The sequence below is a fragment of the Ramlibacter sp. Leaf400 genome, assembly GCF_001424545.1.
In the GTDB taxonomy this organism is placed as follows: Bacteria; Pseudomonadota; Gammaproteobacteria; order Burkholderiales; family Burkholderiaceae_C; genus Ramlibacter.
In genome coordinates this window covers 533,206-558,262 of the sequence record NZ_LMQL01000009.1, presented here as the reverse complement: position 1 = coordinate 558,262, position 25,057 = coordinate 533,206, and the positions used below count along the sequence as shown (strand labels likewise).

Annotated in this window: 25 protein-coding genes; 16 read left to right on the top strand and 9 right to left on the bottom strand. The window is 72.7% G+C overall.

Features of this window, described 5'->3' with window-relative positions; genetic code table 11:
- The first annotated feature begins 4 nt into the window (after positions 1–4).
- On the top strand, positions 5–1,009 hold the full coding sequence (locus tag ASG30_RS10905; RefSeq protein ID WP_055895781.1) for a TRAP transporter substrate-binding protein: 1,005 nt from the start codon (positions 5–7) through the stop codon (positions 1,007–1,009).
- Positions 1,010–1,239: 230 nt separating this feature from the next.
- Entirely contained in the window at positions 1,240–2,502 is a 1,263-nt protein-coding gene (locus ASG30_RS10900; RefSeq protein ID WP_055895778.1) for an NAD(P)/FAD-dependent oxidoreductase, read from the top strand.
- A gap of 9 nt (positions 2,503–2,511) precedes the next feature.
- On the opposite strand, the gene ASG30_RS10895 is transcribed toward ASG30_RS10900, so the two are convergent.
- The gene (locus ASG30_RS10895; RefSeq protein WP_055895777.1) at positions 2,512–2,724 is read right to left on the bottom strand and encodes a hypothetical protein; all 213 of its coding nucleotides are present in this window, start codon (positions 2,722–2,724) and stop codon (positions 2,512–2,514) included.
- A gap of 118 nt (positions 2,725–2,842) precedes the next feature.
- Here ASG30_RS10895 and ASG30_RS10890 point away from each other — a divergent pair, with 118 nt between their 5' ends.
- The 4 genes from ASG30_RS10890 (at position 2,843) to ASG30_RS10875 (ending at position 6,750) form a co-directional block, all read left to right on the top strand.
- Entirely contained in the window at positions 2,843–3,394 is a 552-nt protein-coding gene (locus ASG30_RS10890; RefSeq protein ID WP_055895775.1) for a sugar O-acetyltransferase, read from the top strand.
- 44 nt (positions 3,395–3,438) lie between these two features.
- Positions 3,439–5,007: a fatty acyl-CoA synthetase gene (locus ASG30_RS10885; protein WP_055895773.1), complete on the top strand. Its 1,569-nt coding sequence runs from the start codon at positions 3,439–3,441 to the stop codon at positions 5,005–5,007.
- An 86-nt stretch (positions 5,008–5,093) separates the two neighbouring features.
- Positions 5,094–5,480, top strand: a complete 387-nt coding sequence (locus tag ASG30_RS10880) for a hypothetical protein (protein ID WP_156385489.1) — start codon at positions 5,094–5,096, stop codon at positions 5,478–5,480.
- A 10-nt stretch (positions 5,481–5,490) separates the two neighbouring features.
- Positions 5,491–6,750: an FAD-dependent oxidoreductase gene (locus tag ASG30_RS10875; RefSeq protein WP_055895770.1), complete on the top strand. Its 1,260-nt coding sequence runs from the start codon at positions 5,491–5,493 to the stop codon at positions 6,748–6,750.
- Here the strand turns inward: ASG30_RS10875 and ASG30_RS10870 are convergent.
- Complete coding sequence (locus ASG30_RS10870) at positions 6,661–8,088, bottom strand: histidine kinase dimerization/phospho-acceptor domain-containing protein (protein WP_082522025.1); 1,428 nt, start codon at positions 8,086–8,088, stop codon at positions 6,661–6,663. The two genes, ASG30_RS10875 and ASG30_RS10870, sit on opposite strands and share 90 nt — an antisense overlap.
- Positions 8,085–8,768, bottom strand: coding sequence for a response regulator transcription factor (locus ASG30_RS10865; protein WP_055895768.1), 684 nt, complete (start codon positions 8,766–8,768; stop codon positions 8,085–8,087). The genes ASG30_RS10870 and ASG30_RS10865 overlap by 4 nt, the downstream gene beginning before the upstream one ends.
- A gap of 85 nt (positions 8,769–8,853) precedes the next feature.
- Here ASG30_RS10865 and ASG30_RS10860 point away from each other — a divergent pair, with 85 nt between their 5' ends.
- Entirely contained in the window at positions 8,854–9,528 is a 675-nt protein-coding gene (locus ASG30_RS10860; RefSeq protein WP_055895767.1) for a phosphatase PAP2 family protein, read from the top strand.
- Positions 9,525–11,213: a phosphoethanolamine transferase gene (locus ASG30_RS10855; protein ID WP_055895765.1), complete on the top strand. Its 1,689-nt coding sequence runs from the start codon at positions 9,525–9,527 to the stop codon at positions 11,211–11,213. The genes ASG30_RS10860 and ASG30_RS10855 overlap by 4 nt, the downstream gene beginning before the upstream one ends.
- Here the strand turns inward: ASG30_RS10855 and ASG30_RS10850 are convergent.
- Positions 11,200–13,335, bottom strand: coding sequence for a transcriptional regulator (locus ASG30_RS10850; protein WP_055895927.1), 2,136 nt, complete (start codon positions 13,333–13,335; stop codon positions 11,200–11,202). The genes ASG30_RS10855 and ASG30_RS10850 overlap by 14 nt on opposite strands.
- Before the next feature lie 142 nt (positions 13,336–13,477).
- Here ASG30_RS10850 and ASG30_RS10845 point away from each other — a divergent pair, with 142 nt between their 5' ends.
- Positions 13,478–14,329 carry a class I SAM-dependent methyltransferase gene (locus ASG30_RS10845; RefSeq protein ID WP_055895763.1) on the top strand — a complete coding sequence of 284 codons (852 nt, stop codon included), beginning with the start codon at positions 13,478–13,480 and terminating at the stop codon, positions 14,327–14,329.
- A 20-nt stretch (positions 14,330–14,349) separates the two neighbouring features.
- Positions 14,350–15,612, top strand: a complete 1,263-nt coding sequence (locus tag ASG30_RS10840; protein WP_156385488.1) for a vanadium-dependent haloperoxidase — start codon at positions 14,350–14,352, stop codon at positions 15,610–15,612.
- Positions 15,613–15,626: 14 nt separating this feature from the next.
- Here ASG30_RS10840 and ASG30_RS10835 read toward each other — a convergent pair whose 3' ends face one another.
- Genes ASG30_RS10835 through ASG30_RS10815 form a run of 5 tightly spaced genes read right to left on the bottom strand, consistent with a single transcriptional unit; the run spans position 15,627 to position 18,939 of the window.
- Positions 15,627–16,049 carry a response regulator transcription factor gene (locus tag ASG30_RS10835; RefSeq protein WP_055895760.1) on the bottom strand — a complete coding sequence of 141 codons (423 nt, stop codon included), beginning with the start codon at positions 16,047–16,049 and terminating at the stop codon, positions 15,627–15,629.
- Entirely contained in the window at positions 16,046–16,432 is a 387-nt protein-coding gene (locus ASG30_RS10830) for a hypothetical protein (RefSeq protein ID WP_055895758.1), read from the bottom strand. Before ASG30_RS10830 ends, ASG30_RS10835 begins: the two co-directional genes overlap by 4 nt.
- 58 nt (positions 16,433–16,490) lie before the next feature.
- Positions 16,491–17,270 (bottom strand): IclR family transcriptional regulator, encoded by a 780-nt coding sequence (locus ASG30_RS10825; RefSeq protein WP_055895756.1) that lies wholly within the window; start codon positions 17,268–17,270, stop codon positions 16,491–16,493.
- Positions 17,271–17,302: 32 nt separating this feature from the next.
- Entirely contained in the window at positions 17,303–17,752 is a 450-nt protein-coding gene (locus ASG30_RS10820) for a MaoC family dehydratase (RefSeq protein WP_055895754.1), read from the bottom strand.
- Positions 17,749–18,939: a CaiB/BaiF CoA transferase family protein gene (locus tag ASG30_RS10815; protein ID WP_055895752.1), complete on the bottom strand. Its 1,191-nt coding sequence runs from the start codon at positions 18,937–18,939 to the stop codon at positions 17,749–17,751. Before ASG30_RS10815 ends, ASG30_RS10820 begins: the two co-directional genes overlap by 4 nt.
- 157 nt (positions 18,940–19,096) lie before the next feature.
- Between ASG30_RS10815 and ASG30_RS10810 the strand changes: the two genes are divergently transcribed.
- From ASG30_RS10810 to ASG30_RS10785, 6 genes are read left to right on the top strand one after another with little or no spacing between them, the layout of a single operon-like run.
- Positions 19,097–20,095 (top strand): C4-dicarboxylate TRAP transporter substrate-binding protein, encoded by a 999-nt coding sequence (locus ASG30_RS10810; protein ID WP_055895750.1) that lies wholly within the window; start codon positions 19,097–19,099, stop codon positions 20,093–20,095.
- A gap of 15 nt (positions 20,096–20,110) precedes the next feature.
- The gene (locus ASG30_RS10805) at positions 20,111–20,683 is read left to right on the top strand and encodes a TRAP transporter small permease (protein ID WP_235579768.1); all 573 of its coding nucleotides are present in this window, start codon (positions 20,111–20,113) and stop codon (positions 20,681–20,683) included.
- Positions 20,680–21,993 carry a TRAP transporter large permease gene (locus ASG30_RS10800; protein WP_055895749.1) on the top strand — a complete coding sequence of 438 codons (1,314 nt, stop codon included), beginning with the start codon at positions 20,680–20,682 and terminating at the stop codon, positions 21,991–21,993. The genes ASG30_RS10805 and ASG30_RS10800 overlap by 4 nt, the downstream gene beginning before the upstream one ends.
- A complete protein-coding gene (locus tag ASG30_RS10795; protein WP_055895747.1) occupies positions 21,990–23,123 on the top strand; it encodes an extracellular solute-binding protein in 1,134 nt (377 codons plus the stop codon). Before ASG30_RS10800 ends, ASG30_RS10795 begins: the two co-directional genes overlap by 4 nt.
- Entirely contained in the window at positions 23,120–24,313 is a 1,194-nt protein-coding gene (locus ASG30_RS10790; protein ID WP_055895746.1) for a CaiB/BaiF CoA transferase family protein, read from the top strand. The genes ASG30_RS10795 and ASG30_RS10790 overlap by 4 nt, the downstream gene beginning before the upstream one ends.
- Complete coding sequence (locus ASG30_RS10785; protein WP_055895744.1) at positions 24,310–25,038, top strand: SDR family oxidoreductase; 729 nt, start codon at positions 24,310–24,312, stop codon at positions 25,036–25,038. The genes ASG30_RS10790 and ASG30_RS10785 overlap by 4 nt, the downstream gene beginning before the upstream one ends.
- Positions 25,039–25,057 lie beyond the last annotated feature (19 nt).

Sequence of the window (25,057 nt, the reverse complement as noted above, 5' to 3'; positions counted from 1 at the left end):
ATCGATGAAACGCAGACCCTTCCTGACCCTGGCTTTCCTGGCCCTCGCGCTGGCCGGCGCGGGCGCCCACGCCCAGGAGCACACCATCCGCTTCGGCCACGTGGTGCAGCCCGGCCACCCGATCTCGCTGGGCACGCAGAAGTTCGGCGAGATCGTCGCGGCCAGGACCAACGGGCGCATCAAGGTGCAGGAGCTGGGCGGCGGCAGCATCGGCGGCGAGGCCCAGCAGCTCAGCGCGGTGCAGGGCGGGGTGCAGGACATCACGCTGCCCTCGGCCACGATCATGGGCGGCGTGGTCAAGGAGTTCACGCTGCTGGACATCCCGTTCTCCTTCAGCAAGGCCGAGCAGGTGGATGCGCTGCTCGGCGGCCCGTTCGGGCAGCAGCTGATGGCGCGCCTGCCCGAGCGAGGCATGGTCGGCCTGGCGTTCTGGGAAACGGGTTTCCGCAACTTCACCAACAGCCGCAAGCCGGTGGTGAACGTGGAGGACCTCAAGGGCCTGAAGCTGCGCGTGATCCCCAACCCGATGTTCATCGAGGCCTTCAGCGCGCTGGGCACCAACCCGGTCCCGATGGCCTTCCCCGAGCTGTACGGCGCGCTGGAGTCCAAGGCCATGGACGCGCAGGAGAACCCGTTCTCGGTGGTGCTCACCAGCAAGTTCTACGAGGTGCAGAAGTACCTGAGCGTGACCAACCACGTCTACACGGCCAACCCGGTGGTGATCAGCAAGAAGACCTGGGACAAGCTGTCGCCCGCGGACCAGAAGATCATCCAGGAGGCCGCGGTGGAGGCGGGCAACTTCCAGAAGCAGCTCAGCCGCGAGGCCTCGGGCAAGGCGCGGGCGGAGCTGCAGGCCAAGGGCATGCAGATCAACGACGTGCCGCCCGCCACGCTGCAGCGCATGCGCGAGCTGACCAAGCCGGTGGCCGACAAGTTCGCGGGCCAGTACGACCAGAACCTGGTGCGGGTGTACCGGACCGAGCTGGAGAAGGCGCAGGCGGCGCGCTGATCGCGTCGCCCGCCCCGTCACCCGCGGGGCCACCCACCCCGTCGCCCGCGGGGCCACCCACCTCCGTCATTCCCGCGAAGGCGGGAATCCAGTGCTCCCGCATTCCACCCCAGCCACAGGGGCGCGCTGCGCTGGATTCCCGCCTTCGCGGGAATGACGGTTTCTTTTTGGCGGCGGTTGCCAAGTGATGGCTGAAAGGCCCGACCGCACGATGCGAGGACAATCCCCCGGTGACTTCCTCGCCCCCACATGCCGCCGTGATCGGCGGCGGTCCGGCCGGCCTGATGGCGGCCGAAGTGCTGGCCAGCCAGGGCGTGTCGGTCGACCTCTTCGATGCCATGCCTTCCGTCGGCCGCAAGTTCCTGCTCGCCGGCCGCGGCGGCCTGAACCTGACCCATTCCGAACCGCCCGCGCCCTTCCTGGCGCGCTACGGCGCGATCGGTGACGACCTGCGCGAGGCGATCACCGGGTTCGGCGGCGAGGCGGTGCGGCGCTGGGCGGGCGAACTCGGCATCGACACCTTCGTCGGCACCTCGGGGCGGGTGTTCCCGACCGACCTGAAGGCCGCGCCGCTCCTGCGCGCGTGGCTGCACCGGCTGCGCGCGGCCGGCGTGCGGTTCCACACGCGCCACCGCTGGGTCGGGTGGGACGAAAGCGCGGGCGCGCTCGCGTTCGACACGCCGAACGGACGCATCACCCACGCGGCCGACGCCACCGTGCTGGCGCTGGGCGGCGCGAGCTGGCCGCGCCTGGGCTCCGATGGCGCATGGGTGCCGCTGCTGCAGGCGCGCGGCGTGGCCATCGCGCCGCTGCAGCCCGCCAACTGCGGCTTCGACGTTTCACCCACCCGCCCGGGCGTCCCGGGCTGGAGCGACTTGCTGCGCCAGCGCTTCGCCGGCCAGCCGGTCAAGCCGGTGGCCGCGCGCATGGCGGCGGACCCGCCGCAGGCCAGCAGCCAGGGCGAGTTCGTGGTCACCGACACCGGCATCGAGGGCAGCCTGGTCTACGCCTTCTCGGCCCGCCTGCGCGACGAGATCGCCGCCACCGGGCAGGCCACCTGGCTGCTGGACCTGCTGCCACAGCACGACGAGGCCCGGGTGCTGGCCGAAGTGCGCCACCCGCGCGGGCCGCGCAGCCTGTCCACCCACCTCAAGAGCCGGCTGGGGATCGCCGGCGTCAAGGCGGCGCTGCTGCACGAAGTGCTGTCGCCGCAGCAGCTGGCGGACCCGGCCGCCCTGGCCGCCGCGCTCAAGGCGCTGCCGATCCGGCTCGTGCGGGCACGGCCGGTCGCGGAGGCGATCAGCACGGCCGGCGGCGTGCGCCAGGACGCGCTGGACGCCGCGGCCATGCTGCGCGAGCGGCCGGGCGTGTTCTGCGCGGGGGAAATGCTGGACTGGGAGGCCCCGACCGGCGGCTACCTGCTGACCGCCTGCCTGGCGACCGGCCGCCGGGCCGGGTTCGGCGCTGCCCGCTGGCTGGGGCAGCGGGGGTGACGCGCGAAGTTACGTGGAGGCGAGATCGCCCATGGCGAAGACCGACACGGGGATGCGGCCGGCCAGCTGCTCGGCGGAGTGCTGCAACCAGGTGAGCCGCTGGCGCTCGTCCAGGGCGGCCTTGCGTTCCTGAACCAGCTCCTTGGCGGTCAGTTCCGCTTCGTCTTCGATGGTGATGTGGGTCCCGTCGGCCGTCGTTGCGGCCCAATCTCTCTTCGTCATGCCGCGATTGTCGCGGATCGGGCCCTTTGCCGAGCAGTTCGGACACTATGTCCCCAGGGGTTGTTCTGCTGCGCTTGACACGCGCCGAAGCGGGCCCGGAGGCTGCAAGAATGGCCCGATGCCGTCCGAACGCGACAAGATGCTGGCCGGGGAGCCCTACGACGCTCGGGCCCCGGAGCTGGTGCAGGCGCGCGAGCGCGCCCGCCTCCTGTGCGCCCGGATCAACCAGCTGGCGCCCGACGACCCGCAGCGCAAGGCCGCGCTGCAGGAGCTGCTGGGCGCCGGCGGCGACTCGGCGATCGTCACCTCGCCGTTCCACTGCGATTACGGCGCCCAGATCGAGCTGGGTGAGGGCGTCTACTTCAACTTCAACTGCGTGGTGCTGGACGTCTGCCGGGTGCGCATCGGCGCACGGACGCTGCTCGGCCCGGCCGTGCAGGTCTACACGCCCCTGCACCCGATGGACGCGGTGCAGCGCCGCCAGGCCGAATGCGGCCGGCCGGTGGAGATCGGATGCGATGTCTGGATCGGCGGCGGCGCCATCGTCCTGCCCGGCGTTCGCATCGGCGACCGCGCCGTGATCGGCGCCGGCAGCGTGGTCACCCGCGACGTGCCGGCCGACGTTTTCGCCGCGGGCAATCCCTGCCGCGTGGTCCGGTCGCTGCCTTAGCGTCCTCTTATCATGGCCTCCGCCCCCACTCTCCCCGGATCGCCATGGACACCGCCATCCGCCGCCAGACCCTCGCCGACCTGCTGCACCGCACCGCGCAGCGCGTTCCCGCCAAGCCGGCCGTCCTCTGCGGCGACACCCGGTGGACCTATGCCGAGTTCGACGCCGTCGTGGACCGCCTGGCCGCCGGCCTGGCCGGGCTGGGCATAGGGCACGGCAGCCGGGTGGCCATCCTGGCGCGCAACTCGCACGGTTTCGCGGCCTTCCGCTTCGCCATCGCGCGGCTGGGCGCGGTGCTGGTGCCCATCAACTTCATGCTCAAGGCCCAGGAGGTCGCCTACATCCTGCGGCACGCCGAGGCCGGCTGGCTGGCCACCGACAGCGGCCTGGCCGCGCTCGCGCACGAGGCGGCGGCACTCGACACGCAGGTGCGGCAGTTCGTGTGGCTGCCCTCGGAGGATGCGTCCGGGCCGGTCGCCGGCATGGTGTCCTTCCATGACCTGCTGAAGTCGAAGGCCGCGCCGCCGGCCGTGCCGCAGCTGGGCAGCGCCGACCTGGCGCAGATCGTCTACACCAGCGGCACCGAGTCCAGCCCCAAGGGCGCGATGCTCACCCACGAGGCCATCATCTGGCAGTACGCCAGCCTGGCCATCGAGGCCGGCTTCGCCAAGGACGACGTGATGCTGCACGCGCTGCCGCTGTACCACTGCGCGCAGCTGGACGTCTTCCTGGGCCCCTGCATCTACCTGGGCGGCACCAGCATCATCACCGCCAGGCCGACGGCCGAGAACCTGCTGCCGCTGCTGGCGCGCCATGGCGTCAACTCCTTCTTCGCGCCGCCCACGGTGTGGATCTCGCTGCTGCGCTCGCCGCTGTTCGATTCGACCGACCTGTCGCGCCTGCGCAAGGGCTACTACGGCGCCAGCATCATGCCGGTGGAGGTGCTGCGCGAGATGGCGCGGCGCCTGCCCGACGTCGGCTTCTGGAACCTGTACGGCCAGACCGAGATCGCGCCGCTGGCCACGCTGCTGGGTCCCGAGGACCAGCTGCGCAAGCCCGGCTCCTGCGGGCGCCCGGTGCTGAACGTGGAGACCCGCGTGGTCGACGACGCGATGCGCGACGTCAAGCCCGGCGAGGTCGGCGAGATCGTCCACCGCTCGCCGCACCTGATGCTGGGCTACCTCAAGGACGAGGAGCGCACCCGCGCCGCGTTCGAGGGCGGCTGGTTCCACTCCGGCGACCTGGCCACCGTCGACGAGGACGGCTACATCACCGTGGTCGACCGCAAGAAGGACATGATCAAGACCGGGGGCGAGAACGTGGCCAGCCGCGAGGTCGAGGAGATGATCTACCGCCTGCCCGGCGTCAGCGAGGTGGCGGTGATCGGCGTGCCGCACCCGCGCTGGGTGGAGGCGGTGGTGGCGGTGGTCGTGGCCCGGCCGGGCCAGCCGCTGAGCGAGCGCGACGTCATGGCCCACTGCGAGCAGCACATGGCCGGCTTCAAGGTGCCCAAGGCCGTGCGGCTGGTGGAGGCGCTGCCCAAGAACCCCAGCGGCAAGGTGCTCAAGCGCGACCTGCGGCTGCAGCTCGGGAACGAGGCACTGTTCGGCTGAAGGAAGGGCCGCCCCGACCCTTTCGAGCCACCGGCGTCCGCAGCCGTCCGACAGCAATCCGCGGCGGCGGCGCCTAGCATGCGGACATGGCCGCAACACTGCACCGGTCGGGCTCTGCGGGCGGGCGTGCCCCCCTCGGGCACTGGCTGGCCGAGTGCGCGGTGGCGCTGGCCCTGCTGGGCACGGCCCTGTTCGCCGGCCGGGCGTACTTCAGCACGCAACCCCCGGAACTCACCGCCCAGGCCCGGGCCCGCGTGCAGCAGCCGGACCAGGCGCTGTGCGTGGAGGGCGCCCTCATGTCCTTCGACGTGCAGTGGGCGGCCGCGTGCGCGACGCTGGCCGAGACCGGCCGCTCCGACGGCCATGCCGAATGCGAGCTGCCCCCGGCCGAGGCAGGCCGCATCAACCGCCTGCTGCAGCAGGCCGAGCAGCGCTGCCTGGCCGACGCCGTCGCCAGCGCCCGGCGGCGCTGAAGGCCCCGCGATGGCTTTCGACGCGCCTGCCGACGCGCCCGCGGCCGAGGAGCACACGCAGTGCTGCATCGCCGGCGGCGGGCCCGCCGGGCTGATGCTGGGCTACCTGCTGGCGCGCGCCGGCGTCCGCGTGACGGTGCTGGAGAAGCACACCGATTTCCTGCGCGACTTCCGCGGCGACACCATCCACCCTTCCACGCTGACCGTGCTGGACGACCTGGGCCTGCTCGAGGACTTCCTGGAACTGCCGCACGACGAGGTGCAGGAGCTCGTCGCCGACGTCTTCGGCCGGCTGGTCACGCTGGCCGATTTCCGCCACCTGGCGGCGCCGCGGCCCTTCATGGTGCTGGTGCCGCAATGGGACTTCCTGGACTTCATCGCCGACCGGGCGCGGGCGCTGCCCGGGTTCACGCTGCTCCTGGGCGCGAAGGCGCAATCCGTGATCGAGGAGGGCGGGGACGTGGTCGGCGTGCAGGTGCAGGGCGCCGACCGGCGCTGGCGCGTGCGGGCCGACCTGGTCGTCGCCGCCGACGGCCGCGATTCGACCCTGCGCCGCAGCGCCGGCCTGCGCACCCGGGACGTCGGCGCGCCGATCGACGTGCTGTGGTTCCGGCTCGCGCGCGACGCGCAGCGGCATCCCGCCCGCAGCGGCGGCATCATGCGGCCGGGCGCGATGCTGGTGATGATCAACCGCGGCAGCTACTGGCAGTGCGCCTACGTGATCCCCAAGGGCTCGCTCGCGTCGCTGCAGGCGCAGGGCATCGCCCCGTTCCGCGAACGGGTGGCGGCGGTCGCGCCCTTCTTCGCCCAGGAGGTGCAGGCGCTGGCCGGCTGGGACGACGTCAAGCTGCTGAACGTGCAGATCACCGACCTGCCGACCTGGCACCGCAAGGGGCTGCTGTGCATCGGCGATGCCGCGCACGCCATGTCGCCGGTGGGCGGCGTGGGCATCAACCTGGCCATCCAGGACGCCGTGGCCGCGGCCAACCTGCTGGCGGTGCCCTTGCGCGAGGGCCGGCTGCGCGAAGCCGACCTGGCCGCCGTGCAGAAGCGGCGCCACTGGCCGGCCCGCGTGACGCAGCGCGCGCAGGTCGCGGTGCAGGACGAACTGCTGACCCCGCTGCTCGCGCGCCGCGATGCGCCGTCCCGGCCGCCGCTGGCGGTCACGCTCCTGGATCGCCTACCGATGCTGCGCCGGCTGCCCGCCCGGCTGGTGGGGATCGGCGTGCGGCCCGAGCGGGTCCGCGCCGGGCTCTTCCAGGGCGCTTGAATCGGGCGGCGACGGCGCCGCACCCGCCGGCCGTGCCGGGAAGGTGAGGCGGTAGCTGCGCCCGAACCCGGCCGGCGGCGCCACTTCGGCGAAGGCCGCGCCATGCAGCTGCGCGACCTTGTCCACCACGCGGTGGCCCAGGCCGAGGTGGGAGCCTTCGCGCGGCGGCCGCTGCGCCCCCGGCGCGGCCGTGTCGCAGACCTGCAGCCAGCGCCCCGCGCCGTCCACCTGCACCTCGACCTGCGTGCCGTGCGGCGTGTGGGCCACCGCGTTCTCGACCAGGTTGCGCAGCGCGATCTCCAGCAGCCCGCGGTGGCCGCGCACCGCCACCCGGCCGCCGGCGACGCCGAGCTCGTGCCCGCGCTGGTGCGCGACGGGCGCCAGCGCGGCCACCACCTCGCGGGCCAGCTCCTGCAGTTCCAGCTCGGTCTCCAGCTGCTCGAATTCGCCGCGGCTCACCCGCGCCAGCGCGAGCAGGTGGGCCACCACGCCGCCGGCGCGCAGCGCGTCCTGCTCGATGCGGGCCAGGCCGTCCTCCATCGCCTGCGGCGGGGCGCCGCGCAGGGCCCGGGCCTGCAGCGACAGGGAGGTGAGGGGCGTGCGCAGCTCGTGCGCGAACTCGTTGGCCAGCTCCTGCTCGCGCTGCAGCGCCGACTTGTAGCGGTCCACCAGCGTGTTGATGGCGCGCACCGCCGAGTCGAACTCCCGGTGGCGGCCGGCCGTCGGCAGCGGCTGCGAGCGGTGGATGTCCAGCGCGAGGATCTCGCGCGACAGCTCGTACAGCGGCCGCAGCCCGCGGTAGATCGCCAGGCCCAGCACGAGGGCGATGACCGGCAGCAGCCACAGGCTGGGCTGCGTGATCTGCTGCGCGATGTCGTCGGCCAGGTCGTCGCGTTCGCGCACCGACAGCAGCACCATCACCAGGCGGCTGCGGTCCTCGTTCCACCGCGAGAACGAGCGCCAGGGCATCGCCGGATCGCCCAGCTGCAGCGTGTCGAAGCCTTCCTGCCGCGGGTAGGGCGGCGGCGGCGCATCGCCGCGCCGCGTGAGCAGCCGGCCGGCGGCGTCCCAGACCACCACGCTCATCGACTGCTGGTAGTCGTGCGCCTTCAGGTCGGCGGCGGCGCCGCCCGGCGGCGACATGCCGGCGCCGGAGATGAACTCGCCGTTGCCGTAGTCCAAAAGCAGCGCGGCCACGCTGGCCAGGTGGCCGTCGGTCAGCTCGTCGGCTTCGTGCTCGCCGGTCTTGTAGCCCACCAGCACGAAGCTGGCCCAGACGATGCACAGGGCGCCCAGCGTCCAGGCCAGCAGGTGGCGGGCGAGCGTGCGCCGCCTCATCGCGCCACCGGCTCCGGGACGAAGTAGCCCACGCCCCGCACGGTGCGGATCAGGCCTTCGCCCAGCTTGCGCCGCAGGCGGTGGATGTGGACCTCGATCGCGTTGCTGTCCAGCGCGGCTTCCCAGTTGTACATCCGGGCCTCGATCTGCCCGCGCGACAGCACGCGCGGGCTGGCCTCCAGCAGCACCAGCAGCACGTCGAACTCGCGGGTGGACACATCGACCGGCAGGCCGCCGCTGCGCACCGTGCGCGCGGCGGGATCGACCTCGAGGTCGCCGTGCGCGATCACCGGCGAGGCCCGGCCCACCGCGCGCCGCCGCAAGGCCCGCAGCCGGGCCGCGACCTCGTTGAAGTCGAACGGCTTGGTCACGTAGTCGTCGGCGCCCAGGTCCAGGCCCTCGATGCGGTCGCCGACCGTGTCGCGCGCGGTCATGATGAGCACCGGCGTCAGCGGATCGGGGCAGGGCCCCTTGCTGGCCCGCAGCTGCCGCAGCAGCTGGCTGCCGTCGCCGTCCGGCAGGCCCAGGTCGAGCAGGACGGCGTCGAAGGCCTCGGCCCGCAGCGCCGCCCACGCGGGCCCCACCGCCGCCGTGATGTCGACGGCCCAGCCGTGCAGGCGCATGTTGTCCGCCAGGCCCCTGGCGATGCCTTCGTCGTCTTCCACCACCAGCAGCCGCATGGCGGGGATTGTGCGATCTGTCGACGACTGCGCCTTCCGCCCGGCCTTAAGACTGCGTTAAGTCGCGGTCCGCAAGCTCAGGCGGATGGAGAAAGCGCTTCCCCCGCCCGGGCCCGCGATCGCGACACTCGTCGCCCTGACGGGGCTGGTGCTCTGGGACCTCGCGGCCCCGGACCTGCAGCTTGCCGGCCTGGCCGGTGGCGCGCAGGGCTTCGCGCTGCGGGAGCACTGGCTGCTGGCGGCGGTGCTGCACACGGGCGCGCGCTGGTTGTCCTGGGGGCTGGCCCTGGCGCTGTGCGTCGCGGTCTGGTGGCCGGTGGGCGTGCTGCGCCGGCTCGACGTGCGCCGGCGGCTGCAGCTGGCGGCCACCACGCTGCTGGCGGCCGGGCTGGTCTCGGCGCTGAAGGGTTTGAGCGCGACCAGCTGCCCCTGGGACCTGCAGGCCTTCGGCGGCGTCGCGCACTACGTGCCGCACTGGACACGCCTGCACGACGGCGGCCCGGGGCACTGCTTTCCCGCGGGGCATGCGAGCGCGGGCTTCGCCTTCGTCGGCGGCTACTTCTGCTTTCGCGAGACCGACCCGGCGATCGCGCGCCGCTGGCTGGCTGCGTCGCTGGCGGTGGGGTTCGTGCTGGGCGCGGCCCAGCAGGTGCGCGGCGCCCACTTCATGAGCCACACGCTGTGGAGCGCGTGGATCTGCTGGGCGGTCGCGCTGGCGGTGGACACGGCGTCCATGCAGTCCGGGTGGGGCGGGCGATGACTTCGCCGGCGCGCCATCCCCTCGCCGTCATCGCCGCCGCCAGCGCGTGGATGGCGACCGCGGGCAACCTGCCGCTCTGGGAAGGCCTGCGCCGCTTCGGCCTGCTCGATTCCGCGGCCGGCTGGGCGCTGGCCGCCGCGCTGGCGGTGGTGCTGGCCGGCTGCACGGCCGCGCTCCTGAGCCTGCTGGCCTGGCGGCGGACCCTGAAGGCGGCCGTCGCCGTCCTGCTGTTCGTCACCGCGGCCGCCGCGTATTTCATGCTGGCCTACCACGTGGTGGTCGACCCCGGGATGCTGGTCAACGTCGTCGAGACCGACTGGCACGAGGCGGCGGACCTCTGGAGCCTGCGGCTGCCGCTGTGCCTGGCGCTGCTCGCCGGGCTGCCGGCGTGGGGGCTGTCGAAGGTCGCCGTCCGCTGGCGCCCGCCCGCGCGCCAGCTGCTGCACAACCTGCTGGCCGCGGCGGCGGGCCTGGCGCTCGCGGCCGTGGCCATCCTGGCCGTGTTCCAGCCGCTGGCCTCGGCGATGCGCAACCACAAGGAGCTTCGCTACATGATGAGCCCGTTGAACTCGGTCTATGCCGCCGGCGTGGTGGCGGCGCGCCCGTTCGCGCGCGAGGCGGGCCCGCTCGCACCGGTGGGCCGCGACGCGGTCCTCGGCGGCGCGGCCGGTGGCAGGACGCCGCTGCTCGTGCTGGTGGTGGGCGAGACCGGCCGCAGCGGCAACCTCGGGCTCAACGGCTACGCCCGCGACACCACGCCCGAGCTGGCCGCGCAGGGCGTGGCCAGCTTCACCAACGCCTGGGCCTGCGGCACCAGCACGGCCACCGCGCTGCCGTGCATGTTCTCCGCGCTGGGCCGCGAGGCGTTCAATGCGCAGAAGCAGCCGCAGGAGAACCTGCTCGACGTGCTGCAGCACGCCGGCCTGGCCGTGCTGTGGCTGGACAACCAGGCCGGCTGCAAGGGCGTCTGCGACCGCGTCCCGCACGCGAGCGTCGCCGCGTCGAGCGACCCGCGGCTGTGCCGCGATGGCGAATGCCTGGACGGCATCCTGCTCGAAGGGCTGGACGCCCGGATCGACGCGCTGCCCGCCGTGCGGCGTGCCCGCGGGGTGGTGCTGGTGCTGCACCAGATGGGCAGCCATGGCCCGGCCTACTGGCGCCGCTCGCCGCCCGCGTCCAAGCGCTTCGGGCCCGAGTGCCGCAGCGCCAACCTGCAGGACTGCAGCCGCGAGCAGCTGGTCGATGCCTACGACAACTCGATCGCCTACACCGACCACGTGCTGGCATCGACCATCGGCTGGCTGCGCGAACGCGAGGACCGCTGGGACGGCGCGATGGTCTACGTGGCCGACCACGGCGAGTCGCTCGGCGAGAACAACCTGTACCTGCACGGGCTGCCGTACGCGATCGCGCCGGACGTGCAGAAGCGCGTGCCATGGATCACCTGGCTCTCGCCCGGCTTCGAGCGCCGCAGCGGCGTCGAGCTGGCCTGCCTGCGCGGCCGCCGGGACACACGCGTCACGCACGACCACCTGTTCCATTCGGTGCTGGCGCTGCTGGACGTGCGCACCGCGGCCTTCGCGCCGGGCCTGGATGCCTACGCGGACTGCACCCGGCCGGCGGCGGAAGGCGTCGCCTCGGGCGGCACCGGCGCTCCGGTCGCCCAGCTCCTCACGCGTCGATGAGCCGCGCCGCCTTGCGCACCAGGCTTTCGGCCTCGGCGCCCAGCTTGAACGCCTGCAGGAAGTCGGCGACGCCGTAGCCCGACTGCGACTGCCGGATCGCCGCCGCGACGTCCTTGGCTTCCTGCACGCGCCCGGCCAGCGCCAGGCAGACCATCGAGATCGCGCGGATGTGCACATGCGCATTCGGCCGCGCCGCCGAGCGCACCGCCCAGTCGGCCGCTTCCTCGTACTGCCCCAGGCGCGCCAGGGCGATGGCGCGCGACGCGAGCATGCCGAACAGCAGCGGGTCCATGGGACTGAGCGCACGTGCGTGGTCGGCCTCGGCGATGGCCGTCCGCGGGTCGCCCGATTGCATGTGCACGAACGCCAGCGTGTAGTGGCCCAGCGCGAAGTTCGGGCTCAGCTCGATGGCCGAATGCAGCTCGCCCAGGGTCTCGTCCTGCCGGTCCCTCAACCACATCGCGCGGCCCAGGGCCCAGTGCGAGGCGGGATCGCGCTCGTCCGCCATCACGCCGTCGGCCGCGGCGCCGTAGGCCCGCTCGATCGCCGCGTCGCGTTCGCGCCAGCCCAGGAAGGCGTCCTGGAAATGGGTGAAGGACAGGCCGGCGTGGGGCCGCGCGAAAGTCGGGTCCAGCCGCACGGCGGTCTGGAAGAAGTGCCGGGCCTGCTCGTTGTCCTCGCGGTTGAACCGCACCATGTGCCACAGGCCGCGGTGGTGGGCCTCCCAGGCATCGAGCGAGTTCGGGTTCTTGAGGATGGCGCGGTTGCGTTCGGCCACCTCGATCTGCCGGGCGATGGACGAGACGATGCGGTTGCCGATCTCGTCCAGCACGGCGAAGGTGTCGTCCAACCGGCCCGAGAACTCCTCGGCCCACACCACCTGCGCAGTGCGGGTTTCGGCCAGCTGCACCGTCACCGTGAGGCGCGCATCGGCGCCGCGCCGGATCGATCCGCTGGCGACGTAGTCCACGTCCAGGCGGCGGCCGGCGTCCTGCGAGTCCACCCGCCGTTCGGACAGCGCGAACATCGTGCCCTCGGCGATCACGAACATGCTGCGCAGCTTGGCCAGCCGCGTGATGACGTCGTGCGCCATGCCGTCGCCCAGGCCGCCGCGCAGGGCCACGCCGGGGGTGCGGTCGATGAAAGGCATGACGGCGAGGGAGGCGCGGCGGGGGAGGGGGGTGGGCGCTTCGTCGTCCCCGCGCAGGCGGGGACCCGGCGCAGCGCGCAGGTCGAGCGAAAACGGAAGCGGGAGCACTGGATTCCCGCCTTCGCGGGAATGACGGGAGGGGGGAGGACGGTCGTCGGTTTCGCGGGGATGACCGGAGAGGGAGGGACGGTCGTCGGCTTCACGGGGATGGCGGGCGGCGCGTGACTTGGCCGCGCGCCAGGCATGCCCGATCGGGGCCCAGTCCTGCCCTTCGGCTTCGTACTGCCGCGCGGTGGCGGCCAGGTGCTCCTCGCCTTCGCGCAGGCGCCCACGCGAGGCCAGCGCCTCCAGCAGGCCCTCGTGCGCGCGCCGGTCGAAGGGCGCGATCGCGAGCCAGTGCTCCAGCGCGGCCAGTGCCGTGTCGCTGCCCGGTGGCAGGGCCTGCACCCAGTGCTCGAGCACGGCCGCGTGCGTGGCCCGAAGGCGCCGGCGCTCGGCGATCAGCCAGCCCGAGAACGCCGGGCTGCGCGGCAGGTCCAGGCCTTCGAGGAGGTCGTTGTCACCGAACCGGGCGGCCAGCGCCTGCAGGTCCGCGGCGGCCAGGTTGGCGAAGCCGTCGCGCAGGGCGTGGGCCACCTCCAGCACGTCGACGCTGCAGTCCGAGAGGTCGAGCGACACGCCTTCGCCGTCGGCCAGCACGCGCTGCCGGCCGGGCTCGTCGAGCACGGAGCGCAGCTTGCTGAGGCACCACCGGAGTTCACCGCGCGGATCGCTGGGCAGGTCCCACAGCAGCTCGCACAGGTGGCTGCGCGTCGTGGTGCGCCCGGCCACGGCCAGGTAGGCCAGCAGCGCGCGCACCTTGCGCGAGGGCGGGAGCGCCACGGGGGTGCCGCCGCGGCTCACCGACAGGGGGCCGAGCAGCCGCAACGCCAGCCCGGCCGTGGGCGGCGGTCCGCTCAGCTGCGTCTGCATTTCCACGTGAATTTCCACGCTGGCCACCACGCCGGCTTCCACGTCGCCGGCCGACAGTTTTCTTCGGCGGCCGCACGGCGACGAATGCCGGACACCGCCACCCGCCCGTCCGACCCTTCCTCAATCCACTGGAGCAATGCCCATGAATGCACTGTCCGCCACCGTCGCCGCCCCGCAAGCCGCCACCGGGCCCGACTTCGCCGCCATCAAGACCCGACAGAAGGCCACCTGGGCTTCGGGCGACTATGCCGTGGTCGGTACCACCTTGCAAATCGTCGGCGAGACGCTCTGCGAAGCCGCCGACCTGCGCGCCGGCGAGCGCGTGCTGGACGTCGCCGCCGGCAACGGCAACGCGACGCTGGCCGCGGCGCGCCGCTACTGCGAAGTCACCTCGACCGACTACGTGCCGGCCCTGCTCGAGCGTGGCCGCGAACGCGCCGCCGCGGAGCGCCTGCACGGCATCGACTTCCGCGAGGCCGATGCCGAAGCGCTGCCGTTCGACGACGAGAGCTTCGACGCCGTGCTGTCGATCTTCGGCTGCATGTTCGCCCCCAACCCGCCGCGCGTGGCGGCCGAGCTGCTGCGCGTCTGCCGCCCGGGCGGCCGCATCGCGATGGCCAACTGGACGCCCGAGGGCTTCATCGGCCAGGTGTTCAAGACCGTGGGCAGGCACGTGCCGCCGCCGGCGGGCGTGGCGTCGCCGGCGCTGTGGGGCAGCCGCGCGCGCATCGTCGAGCTGTTCGGCGCGGCGTCCGCCGGCATCGCCGCCGAGCCGCGCCAGTTCATGTTCCGCTACCGCTCGGCCGAGCACATGCTGGAGGTCTTCCGCAGCTACTACGGCCCGATCCTCAAGGCCTTCGCCGCGCTGGACGCCGACGGGCAGCACGCGCTGGCCGAGGACCTGGTGGCGCTGATGAAGCGCTTCGACCGCGGCCAGGGCGACGGGCTCGTCGTCGTGAGCGACTACCTCGAGATCATCATCACGCGCCGCTGAGGCAGGCCCGGGAGAAAGCCATGAGAAACGCAAGAGAGATTTCGGCCGCCTGCTTCGCGGTGGCCTGTTTCGCCGGCGCCGCGCCCCAGGCACGCGCCGACTCCGTGACCGACTGGAACACCGTGGCCGGCGACCTGGTGGTGCAGGCCAAGCTGGGCACGCCGCCGGCCGTGCGCGTGATGGCCATCGTGCAGACCGCCGTGCACGAGGCGGTCGCCGCCGCGCAGGCGCAGCACCCGGGCGAGGGCGCGGCCCTGGCGGCCGATGCCGCCGTGGCCGCGGCCAGCCGCGCCAGCCTGGCCAGGCTGCTGCCGCAGCAGGACGCGGCCATCGCCACCGCCTACCGCGCGGCACTCGGCAAGCTGGGCGAGGGCCCGGCCACCGCGGCCGGCATCGCCGCCGGCGAACAGGCCGCGGCCCGCGTGCTGGCCTGGCGCGCGGACGACGGCGCCGGCGCGGGCGACCGCTACCGCCCGCATGCGGCGCCCGGCGCGTACGTGCCGACCACCGGCGTGGCCGCGCCGCAGTGGCCGCAGCGCCAGCCCTGGCTGCTGGCCGACGCGGCGCAGTTGCGCCCCGGGCCGCCGCCGGCCCTGGGCAGCGTGCAGTGGGCGCGCGACTACAACGAGGTCAAGGCGCTGGGCGCCAAGGCGAGCCGCGAACGCAGCGCCGCCCAGACCGAGGTGGCGAAGTTCTGGGAATACTCGCTGCCGCCGATCTACCACGGCGTCGTGCGCTCGGTGGCGCAGGCGCCGGGGCGCAGCGTGGCGCAGAACGCGCGCCTGTTCGCCGCCGCCAGCCAGGCCATGGACGACGCGCTGATCGCGGTGCTGGACGCCAAGTACCACTACGGCTTCTGGCGCCCGGTCACCGCCATCCGCAACGGCGACCGCGACGACAACCCGGCCACCGAGGTCGAGGCCGGCTGGACGCCGATGATCGACAACCCGTCGCACCCCGAGTACCCCAGCGCGCACAGCATCCTGGCCGGCGCCGTCGGGGAACTGCTGAAGGCCGAGGCCGGCCGCGGCCGCCTGCCCGAACTTGCGACCAGCAGCCCCACGGCCCAGGGCGCGACGCGGCGCTGGGCCACGGTCGAGGCCTTCATGCAGGAGGTGGGGGACGCGCGCGTCTGGGAGGGCATCCACTTCCGCACGTCGACGCAAGTGGGCCTGGACATGGGACGGCGCATCGGTGCGCTGGCCGTGGGCCGCGTGGCGAAATCGCCGGAGGCCGCGGCCCAGTCGCAGGCCCTGGCGCCGCGCGAAGGCAGCGGGCAGTGAGCCGCCGGCCCGGCTCAGGCCGGCGCGTCGGGCGCCGGGGCCGGGCCGCCCTTGCCGGCGCGCCGGGCGATCAGCGCGTCGAGCGTGACGGCCAGCTCCTGCGGCAGCACGGGGCTGACCATGAAGTCGTCGCCGCCGGCCCGGCGGCATTCTTCGCGATCGTGCTCGGTCACGTAGACCGAGGTGACGTGGACGATCGGCAGGTTGGCGGTGGCGGGCCGGGCCCGCAGCCGCCGGCAGACCTCGCGGCCATCGAGGTCCGGCAGGAAGAGGTCCAGCACGACGGCATCGGCGCCTTCGGCGCTTTCCAGCGCCTGGGTGCCGTTGGCGGCCTCGATGATCCTGAAGCCGGCCTTGGACAGCCCGCGCATGGTCGCGTAGCGATGCGCGGCGTTGTCGTCGACCACCAGGACCGTCTGCTTGGAGCGCGAGCTCATGGACGTGTCGCTTTCGATAGGGGGGTGTCTCGCTCCTGCAGCCAGGCGTCGGCCTCCTGCAGGACGGTGAAGGTGCGAAGGCGCAGGCCGTGCTTCTGGGCCGCCTTCTCGCTGGTGCCGTTGCGCTGGCTGGCCGGCACCACGGTGGCCACCCGCTCCAGCGGCCCGAACGCGGCGGCCACGTGCGCGCCCAGTTGCAGGTGCTCGGTGAACGTCAGGAAGGGCTGCACCTCGAGCAGGTCGACCAGGGCGCGCCGGTGGCCTTTCATGACGGCGATGCGGGCCGCCAGGTCGGCCAGGCCGCACAGGTGCGCGAGCTCGGCCCGGCCGGTGGCCATGGCCACGAGGTAGGCGGTGTCGTCCCGCACCGTAACACTGAACATGGGGCCGACTTTATCCCAGCCCCTGCGGGCGCCTTGTCCAGCACGCGCCGCAGCGGGCTCAACCCAGCCCGCACGCGCGGGCGATCTCGCCGGCGCATTGCTGCAGCTTGGGCAGCAGCTCGAACAGGTCCGGGCCCTGCTGTCCCTTGAGGGCGGCGATGGTCAGCGCCGCGCGGGTGCGCGCGCCGGGGCGGCCGAGCGGCACGCCCAGGTCCAGCCCGCCGACGAAGCGGGCGCCTTCCGCATAGGCCCAGCCGTCCTCGCGCACGCGCGCCAGCCGCGCCTGGAACTCCTGGCGATCGGCGGCGGACAGGCGCAGGTAGTCGGCCTGGCGCGCCAGCAGCTCGGTGCGTTCGGCCGCCTCCAGGTGCGCCAGCAGCAGCTGCCCCGACACGGTGGCCACCGGCGAATGGAGGGAGCCGACCTGCACCGACAGGCGCACCGGCTGCGGGCTCTCCACCTGCGCCAGCACCAGCACCTCGTCGCGGTGCAGCACCGACAGGTGGCAGGACTGCCGCACGCGGTCCACCAGGTCGCGCATCAGCGGCGTGGCCACCTCGATCAGCTGCTCGTGCGGCGAGTGCGTGCGGCTCAGCTCGAACAGCTTGAGCGTCAGCTGGTAGCCGCCGGCGTCGTCGCGCCGCAGGTAGCCGCGCGACTCCAGGCAGGTGAGCATGCGGAACAGCTCGCCGGGCTCGCGGCCGAGCGCGCGCGCCAGCTGCGCCTGGGTGAGCGGCACGGCCTGCTCCGCCAGGTGCTCCAGCACGTCCAGCGCCTTCTCCAGGGCCGGGACGGCGTACTTGCTGCGGGGCGAGGAATCGGGTTCGGCGGCGTTCATGGGGCGGGCGGGCATCGGGAGGGGGAGGCCGTTCACAGCGGCTGGCGGCGCTCCACCAGGTGCAGATGATCGCAGACCAGCACCGTCTCCTCGCGCTGGTTGGTGACCGTCACCGTCTCCACCACGATGCCGTGGCCCCGGCGCTTGGGGTGCGGGCGGCAGTCGGTGATCTCGACCTGCGAGTAGATCGTGTCGCCGATGAACACCGGCTTGACGAACCGCATGCGGTCGTAGCCGTAGGACATGGCGCGCGGGTTGATGGTGGACGCGGTCAGGCCGATGCCGACGCTGAAGACCAGCGTGCCGTGGGCGATGCGCTGCTTGAACTCCTGCGTGGCGCACCAGGCGGCGTCCATGTGGTGCGGGAAGAAGTCGCCCGTCTGGCCGGCGTGCAGCACGATGTCGGCCTCGGTGATGGTGCGGCCCGTCGTGCCGCGGCGCGCGCCCGGCACGTACTCCTCGAAATAGCGTTCCTCGGTCATGCGGTCTCCTCGGTGGTTTGCAGTCCCAGCTCCTGCAGGATCTCCTGGGTGTGCTCGCCGATGGCGGGCGCGGGCCGCGCGTGGCGCAGCACCTGGCGGTCGATGCGCAGCGGGCAGCGGGTGGTCTTCATCGTGGCGCCCCCGCTGCCCAGCGACTGCACCATGCCGAGGGCGGCGAAGCCCGGATGCTCCAGCAGGCGCGGCCAGGTCAGCACGTCGGCGCACCAGACGCCGGCCGGCTCCAGCACCTGCAGCCAGGCGGCGGTGGGGCGCGACAGCAGGTGATCCTGCAGCACGCGCTTGAGTTCGTCGCGGTTGCGGAACCAGCCGGTGCGGTCGGCGGCCAGGTCGGCCAGCGGCTTGCATTCGACCAGCCGCGCGAGGTCGTCCATGGCCGCCATCGCCAGCGCCAGGAAGCCGTCGGCCGTGCGGTAGATGCCGTAGGGCGCCGCGGCATGCACGTTGGCGTGGTTGACCGCGCTGCGCTGCGGCTCGCCCGCGCCGTTCAGGTAGGCGGTGAAGGGCTCGAACTGCAGGTCCAGCGCCGATTCCAGCAGGCTGGCGTCGACCCGGCCGCCGCGGCCGCTGATGCCGCGCCGCAGGAGCAGCGCCAGGATGCCCTGCAGCAGGTGGGCGCCCGTCATCATGTCCACGATGGACAGGCCGGCCGGCACCGGCGGCGCGCCTTCGCCGCCCGCACCGCTCAGCCAGGCGATGCCGGAGAGCGACTGCACCAGCAGGTCCTGGCCCGGCTTGTCGCGCCAGGGGCCCTCGTCGCCGTAGCCGGTGACGGCGGCGTAGACGATGCGCGGATTGAGCGCCTGCACCGAGGCGTAGTCCAGCCCGATGCGCTCCATCACCCCGGGCCGGAAGTTGTGGATCATCACGTCGGCCCGCGCGACCAGCTGCCTGACGCGTTCCAGGTCCTGCGGGCGCTTCAGGTCGGCGGCGAAGCTGCGCTTGTTGCGGTTGATGGTGTGGAAGAGGGCGCTGTCGTCGCCCATGCGCTGGTCGGCCACGACGAGCTGGCGGCACAGGTCGCCGCCGTCCGGGCGCTCCACCTTGATCACGTCGGCGCCCAGGTCCGCCATGCGAAGGGCGCAGGAGGGCCCGGCCAGGAACTGGCTGAAGTCCAGCACCCGCAGGCCGGCCAGCGGGAGGTCGACGGCGTCAGGCTGTTGGCTCATAGGTAAATCGATAATTCATTACCGTGCGATTGTCTCGGTTCGGATTCACCCGATTCCCCGGGTAAACACCTAGGGCGTCAGCTTACCTCCGTTCGTACCATTCATTTGCAAACGCGAAGTTTGCTAAAGAATCGTCCGACCGACCCCAGGAGACAGCATGACCTTCCGCCGCAACGTCCTCGCCGCCGCCGCCCTGGCCGGCCTTCTCGGCTCCGCCGTCCTCGCGCCCGCGCAGGCCCAGGAGACCTATGCCCTGCGTTTCTCGACCTCGCAGGCCAACCCCAACGAGCCGGTCGTCAAGGTGATGAACAGCTTCGCCGAGCGGGTGAAGGAGCGGTCCAAGGGACGCATGACCGTGACCATCTTCACCGGCGACCAGCTGGGCCCGCAGAAGAAGGTCAACGAGATGATCAAGAGCGGCGCGCGCATGCTCAGCGTCACCGACTACGGCCAGCTGTCGCAGTTCGTGCCCGACATGGCGGTGGTGGCCGGCCCCTACATGTTCTCCAGCCCGGAGGACGCCAGGAAGCTGTTCGCCTCGCCGGTGTTCAAGGACCTGTCCACCCGCCTGGAGCAGCAGGGCCTGAAGCTGATCATGGCCGACGGCCTGTTCGGCGTGCGCCACCTGCTGGCGGGCAAGCCCGTTCGCACCCCGGCCGACATGGCGGGCCTGACCATGCGCGTGCCGCCGTCGCCCATCATGCTGGAGACCTTCACCGCGCTGGGCGCCCGTCCGCAGGCGCTGCCCTGGGGCGAGGTCTACAACGCGCTGCAGACCGGCGTGGTCGATGCCGCCGAAGCCAACTACGGCTCGCTGGCCGGCTCCAAGCTCTACGAGGTGCGCAAGGTGGTGTCCAACACCGCGCACCAGATGATGTTCGCCGCCTTCGTCACCAGCACCAGCTTCTTCAACAGCCTGCCGGCCGACCTGAAGACCGTGCTGCTGGAAGAGGGCCGCAAGGCGGGCGAGGAGCTGACGGTCGCCACGCTGGCCTCCGACAAGGCCTTCGCCGACGAGCTGAAGAAGCAGGGCGTGCAGATCGTGAGCGACGTCGATGTCAAGGCCTTCGCCGAGAAGGCCAAGGTCGCCTACTCCAAGGTGCCCGGCCTCACGCCCGGCATCTACGAGAAGGCCCGCGCCACGATGGCGCACTGACGCACCGGGCCTCCAGTGGATTCCACGCGACCCCTGGCCGCCCCCGCGGGCGCGGCCCGGCCCGACGCCGGGCCGGCCGTCGCCGCGGCGGCGCCGCGCACCGACCGGCTGCTGAGCCTGCGCCGCATCGACGAGGCGATCGCCGTCGCCTGCATGCTGGCGGTCGTCTTCACGATCGCCTGGGGCGTGGTCACGCGCTACCTGTTCCCGCAGCCCGCCTCCTGGACCTTCGAGGCGGCCGTCATCGCCTTCGGCTGGCTGGTGTTCTTCGGTTCCGCGGCGTGCATCCGCTGGCGCATGCACGCCGACGTGGACGCGCTGGTCGCGCAGTTCCCGCCGCGCCTGCGCCGCGCGGTCTTCATCTTCAACTGGTTCCTGCTGGCCGCGCTGTTTACGGTGCTGGCGGCGATGTTCGCCTGGCAGGCCGTGCTCGCGCACGACATCCGGGTGGTGTCGCTGGACATCCCGCGCTCGGCGGTCTATGCGCCGATGGCGGTGGCCTCGGTCCTGATGCTGGTGCAGCACCTGCTGCTGGCCCCCTGGCGCGACGGCTGGCAGTGGCGTCCTTCCTCGGAGCTGGCGGTATGAGCATGGTCCAGTTGTGGCTGCCCTCGCTGCTGATGGTGGCCTTGCTCGCGCTGCAGACGCCGGTGACCTGGGCGATGGCCGTCGCCGCGCTCGGCTTCTTCCTGATGAACACGGGCGAGATCCCGCTGGCCAACTTCGCCCAGCAGATGGCCGAGGGCACGGAGTCGGTGTCGCTGCTCGCCCTGCCGTTGTTCGTGCTGGCCGGCTGCGTCATGAACGCCGCCGGCATCACCCGCCGGCTGCTGCACCTGGCCGAGGTGCTGGTGGGCCACGTGAGCGGCGCGCTGGCGCAGATGTGCACGGTGCTCGCCACGCTGCTCGGCGGCCTCACGGCCTCGGCCAACGCCGACGCGGCCATGCTGGCCAAGACCATCGGCAACCAGATGGTGGAGCGCGGCTACGGCCGCCCCTTCGCCGCGGTGATCACTTCGTCGGCCGCGATCATCACGGCGCTGATCCCGCCCTCGATCGGCCTCATCGTCTACGGCTTCCTGGCCGAGGCCTCGATCGGGCGCCTGTTCGCCGCCGGCATCGTGCCGGGCCTGCTGCTCGCGGTGGCCCTGATGCTCACCACGCACGTGCTGGCCATCAAGCGCAACTACAAGCCGCAGCGCGAACGCCGCGCCAGCGCGCGCGAGCTGGGCCGGGCGCTGGTCGACGGCCTGTGGGCGCTGTCCATTCCCGTGGTCATCCTGGCGGGCACGCGCTACGGCGTGTTCACCACCACCGAATCGGGCGCCATCGTCGTGCTGTATGTGCTGGGCATCGCCATCTTCGGCTACCGCGAGATGCGCCTGCGCGACCTGCCCGAGGTGCTGGCGGAATCGGTGCGCGACTCGGCCAGCGTGATGATGATGATCTGCGCCGCCGGGGCCTTCGGCTTCTACCTGTCGTGGATGCAGGTGCCGCAGGCGATGTCGGGCTGGCTGCAGGGCGCGACGTCCAACCCCATGGTCCTGCTGCTGCTGATCAACCTGGTGCTGATCGTGCTGGGCACGGCCATCGAGGGCTCGGCCGCGCTGATCATCCTCACGCCCATGCTGCTGCCGCTGGTGGAAGGCGCGCACATCGACAAGGTGCACTTCGGCATCGTGCTGATCACCAACCTCACCATCGCCGGCGTCACGCCGCCGGTGGGCGGGCTGATGTACATCTCCTCGCAGACCCTCAAGGTGCCCATGGCCGACTACGCCCGCGAGGTCGCGCCCTACCTGGCCGTGATGATGGTCCTCTTGGTGGTGCTGTCCGTGTTCCCGCAGCTGTCCCTGTGGCTGCCCAACCTGATCTACGGCACCGGAGCCGTCCAATGAACGAGAAGAACGGGCCGACGCTGCGCGGCATGACCTGGAACCACCCGCGCGGCTGGCAGCCGCTGGAAGCCTGCTCGGCGCTCTGGCAGGAGCGCACCGGCGTGGCCGTCACCTGGGACCGCCGCTCGCTTCAGGACTTCGAGTCCTTCCCGGTGGACCAGCTGGCGCGCGAGTACGACCTGATCGTGATCGACCACCCGCACGTGGGCCAGGTCGCGCGCGAGAACTGCCTGCTGCCGCTGCAGGATGCGCGGCTGTCCGCCGTCGCCGAAGGCAGCGTGGGCGCTTCCTACCCCAGCTACCACTGGCAGGGTTACCAGTGGGCGCTGCCGATCGATGCGGCGACGCAGGTGCAGGCCTGGCGGCCCGACCGCCTGGCCGCGCCCGCGCCGGACTGGCGCGAGGTGATGGACCTGGCGAAGGCCGGCCACGTGGCGCTGCCGCTGCGCCCGCCGCATTCGCTGATGTGCCTGTACACGCTGACGGCGCAGCTCGGGGCGCCGGGCCGCGTGCAGGGGCCGGAGCTGTTCGATCTCGCGCTGGCATCCGAGGCGATCGGCCTGCTGCGCTCGCTGCTCCCGCACCTCGATGCGCTCGACTTCGAGCAGGACCCGATCGCCGTGTTCGAGCGCATGGCGCAGCCCGGCTCCAGCATCCACTGCGTGCCGCTGATCTACGGCTACGTGAGCTACGCCATGGACGGCTTCCGCCCGGCGCGCATCGCCTTCGCCGACATGCCCACCCTGAACGGCCGCGGCCCCGTGGGCTCCGCGCTCGGCGGCACCGGCATCGCCGTGTCGGCGCGCAGCAAGCATCCGCAGCAGGCGCTGGACTTCGCCCTGTGGGTCGCCGGGCCCGAGGCGCAGGCCGGCCCCTATGCCGCTTCCGGCGGCCAGCCGGGCCATGCCGCGGCCTGGGAAGACGGCAAGGTGAACGCGGCCACGCACGACTTCTACCGCGCCACCCGCCGCACGCTGGAAGGCGCGTGGGTGCGCCCGCGCCACGACGGCTACATGGCCTACCAGGAAGCGGCATCGCAGCGCCTGCTGGCCGGGCTGCGCACGACCGAGCCGGCCCGCGCCATCGTCGACGACCTCAACCGCATGTTCCGGGAGAGCCTGCCGCGATGATCGCCACCCGCACCCGCGAGGGCCTGCCGTTGCAGGGGCTGCTGGTCGTGGACCTCAGCCAGTTCCTCTCCGGCCCTTCGGCCGCGCTGCGCCTGGCCGACCTGGGCGCGCGCGTGATCAAGGTGGAGCGCGCGGGCAGCGGCGACATCTGCCGCAGCCTGTACCTGACCGACACCGACGTCGGCGGCGACTCCACGCTGTTCCACGCGATCAACCGCAGCAAGGAAAGCCTGGCGCTGGACCTGAAGGACCAGGACGACCTGGCCGTGCTGCGCCGCCTGCTGCAGCGGGCCGACGTGCTGATCCAGAACTTCCGCCCCGGCGTGATCGAGCGCCTGGGGCTCGGCTGGGACGCCGTTCACGCGCTCAACCCGCGCCTGGTCTACGCCAGCGTCTCCGGCTACGGCGAGGACGGTCCCTGGGCCGGCCTGCCCGGGCAGGACCTGCTCGCGCAGTCGGTCTCGGGCGTGGCCTGGCTCAACGGCCACGAGGGCGAGGGCCCGGTGCCGCTGGGCCTGTCGGTGGCCGACATGCTCGCCGGCCACGTGCTCACCGAAGGCATCCTGGCGTCGCTGGTGCGGCGCGGCATCACCGGGCAGGGCGCGCTGGTGCAGACCAGCCTGCTCGAAGCCATGGTCGACCTGCAGTTCGAGCTGCTCACCACGCACCTGAACGACGGCGGCCGCAACCCCCGGCGCGCGGACTTCCGCAACGCCAACGCCTACCTGGCCGCGCCCTACGGCATCTACCCCACCGCCGACGGCTACCTCGCGCTGGCGATGATGCCGCTGGCGCGCCTGGCCGACACCCTGCCGCTGCCCGAGCTGCGCCGCTATTCGACGGCCGACGCCTTCGGCAAGCGCGACGAGATCAAGCGCCTGGTCGCCGCGACGCTGGCGCGCCACGACACCGCCCACTGGCTGGCCCGCCTGCAGCCCGAGGACATCTGGTGCGCCGAGGTGCTGGACTGGCCGCGGCTGCTGCAGACCGAGGCCTTCCGCCGGCTGGAGATGCTGCAGACCGTGCAGCGCGGCGACGGCACGCCGGTGCACACCACGCGCGGCCCGCTGCGCATCGACGGCCAGCGCGCGCGCGACAGCCGCGGTGCGCCCCGCGTGGGCGAACACAGCGCCGCGTTGCGCGCCGAATTCGAACTCGACCCCGTCCCCACAGGAGAAACCGCCGCATGAACTTCGCCGGCAAGACCGTCCTCATCACCGCTGCCGCGCAGGGCATCGGGCGCGCCAGCGTGGAAGCCTTTTCCCGCGCCGGCGCTCGCGTCTGGGCCACCGACATCAACGAGTCCGCGCTGGCCGGCCTGCGCGAGCTGCCCGGCGTGACCACGCGCCGCCTGGACGTGCTGGACGAGGCCGCGGTGCGCGACCTGGCCGCAGAGATCGGCGCGGTCGACGTGCTGTTCAACTGCGCCGGCGTCGTCCATGCCGGCGGCGTGCTGCAGGCCAGCGACAAGGACCTGGACTTCGCCTGGGACCTGAACGTCAAGGCCATGGTGCGCACCATCCGCGCCGTGCTGCCCGGCATGCTGGAGCGGCGCGACGGCGCCATCATCAACATGGCCTCGGTGGCCAGCAGCGTGAAGGGCGTGCCCAACCGATTCGCCTACGGCGTGACCAAGGCGGCGGTGATCGGCCTGACCAAGTCGGTGGCCGCCGACCACGTGGGCCAGGGCGTGCGCTGCAACGCGATCTGCCCCGGCACCGTGGAGTCGCCCTCGCTGCAGGACCGGCTCAAGGCCACCGGCGACTACGAGAAGGCGCGGTCCGAGTTCGTCGCGCGCCAGCCCATGGGCCGCATCGGTGCGCCGGACGAGATCGCCGACCTGGTGGTCTACCTGGCCGGCGCGACCTACACCACCGGGCAGATCCACGTGATCGACGGCGGCTGGGCCAACTGAACACCGACACCCGAGAGAC

What these genes read in the sequence shown, in the direction of transcription:
- ASG30_RS10840 (WP_156385488.1), top strand. Translation starts at nt 14,350, where the DNA reads ATGAGAAACGCAAGAGAGATTTCGGCCGCCTGCTTCGCGGTGGCCTGT.
- ASG30_RS10880 (WP_156385489.1), top strand. Translation starts at nt 5,094, where the DNA reads ATGGCCGCAACACTGCACCGGTCGGGCTCTGCGGGCGGGCGTGCCCCC.
- ASG30_RS10810 (WP_055895750.1), top strand. Translation starts at nt 19,097, where the DNA reads ATGACCTTCCGCCGCAACGTCCTCGCCGCCGCCGCCCTGGCCGGCCTT.
- ASG30_RS10785 (WP_055895744.1), top strand. Translation starts at nt 24,310, where the DNA reads ATGAACTTCGCCGGCAAGACCGTCCTCATCACCGCTGCCGCGCAGGGC.
- ASG30_RS10825 (WP_055895756.1), bottom strand. Translation starts at nt 17,270, where the DNA reads ATGAACGCCGCCGAACCCGATTCCTCGCCCCGCAGCAAGTACGCCGTC.
- ASG30_RS10865 (WP_055895768.1), bottom strand. Translation starts at nt 8,768, where the DNA reads ATGCGGCTGCTGGTGGTGGAAGACGACGAAGGCATCGCCAGGGGCCTG.
- ASG30_RS10850 (WP_055895927.1), bottom strand. Translation starts at nt 13,335, where the DNA reads ATGCAGACGCAGCTGAGCGGACCGCCGCCCACGGCCGGGCTGGCGTTG.
- ASG30_RS10895 (WP_055895777.1), bottom strand. Translation starts at nt 2,724, where the DNA reads ATGACGAAGAGAGATTGGGCCGCAACGACGGCCGACGGGACCCACATC.
- ASG30_RS10905 (WP_055895781.1), top strand. Translation starts at nt 5, where the DNA reads ATGAAACGCAGACCCTTCCTGACCCTGGCTTTCCTGGCCCTCGCGCTG.
- ASG30_RS10890 (WP_055895775.1), top strand. Translation starts at nt 2,843, where the DNA reads ATGCCGTCCGAACGCGACAAGATGCTGGCCGGGGAGCCCTACGACGCT.
- ASG30_RS10800 (WP_055895749.1), top strand. Translation starts at nt 20,680, where the DNA reads ATGAGCATGGTCCAGTTGTGGCTGCCCTCGCTGCTGATGGTGGCCTTG.
- ASG30_RS10855 (WP_055895765.1), top strand. Translation starts at nt 9,525, where the DNA reads ATGACTTCGCCGGCGCGCCATCCCCTCGCCGTCATCGCCGCCGCCAGC.
- ASG30_RS10790 (WP_055895746.1), top strand. Translation starts at nt 23,120, where the DNA reads ATGATCGCCACCCGCACCCGCGAGGGCCTGCCGTTGCAGGGGCTGCTG.
- ASG30_RS10885 (WP_055895773.1), top strand. Translation starts at nt 3,439, where the DNA reads ATGGACACCGCCATCCGCCGCCAGACCCTCGCCGACCTGCTGCACCGC.
- ASG30_RS10820 (WP_055895754.1), bottom strand. Translation starts at nt 17,752, where the DNA reads ATGACCGAGGAACGCTATTTCGAGGAGTACGTGCCGGGCGCGCGCCGC.
- ASG30_RS10870 (WP_082522025.1), bottom strand. Translation starts at nt 8,088, where the DNA reads ATGAGGCGGCGCACGCTCGCCCGCCACCTGCTGGCCTGGACGCTGGGC.
- ASG30_RS10795 (WP_055895747.1), top strand. Translation starts at nt 21,990, where the DNA reads ATGAACGAGAAGAACGGGCCGACGCTGCGCGGCATGACCTGGAACCAC.
- ASG30_RS10815 (WP_055895752.1), bottom strand. Translation starts at nt 18,939, where the DNA reads ATGAGCCAACAGCCTGACGCCGTCGACCTCCCGCTGGCCGGCCTGCGG.
- ASG30_RS10860 (WP_055895767.1), top strand. Translation starts at nt 8,854, where the DNA reads ATGGAGAAAGCGCTTCCCCCGCCCGGGCCCGCGATCGCGACACTCGTC.
- ASG30_RS10830 (WP_055895758.1), bottom strand. Translation starts at nt 16,432, where the DNA reads ATGTTCAGTGTTACGGTGCGGGACGACACCGCCTACCTCGTGGCCATG.
- ASG30_RS10845 (WP_055895763.1), top strand. Translation starts at nt 13,478, where the DNA reads ATGAATGCACTGTCCGCCACCGTCGCCGCCCCGCAAGCCGCCACCGGG.
- ASG30_RS10835 (WP_055895760.1), bottom strand. Translation starts at nt 16,049, where the DNA reads ATGAGCTCGCGCTCCAAGCAGACGGTCCTGGTGGTCGACGACAACGCC.
- ASG30_RS10875 (WP_055895770.1), top strand. Translation starts at nt 5,491, where the DNA reads ATGGCTTTCGACGCGCCTGCCGACGCGCCCGCGGCCGAGGAGCACACG.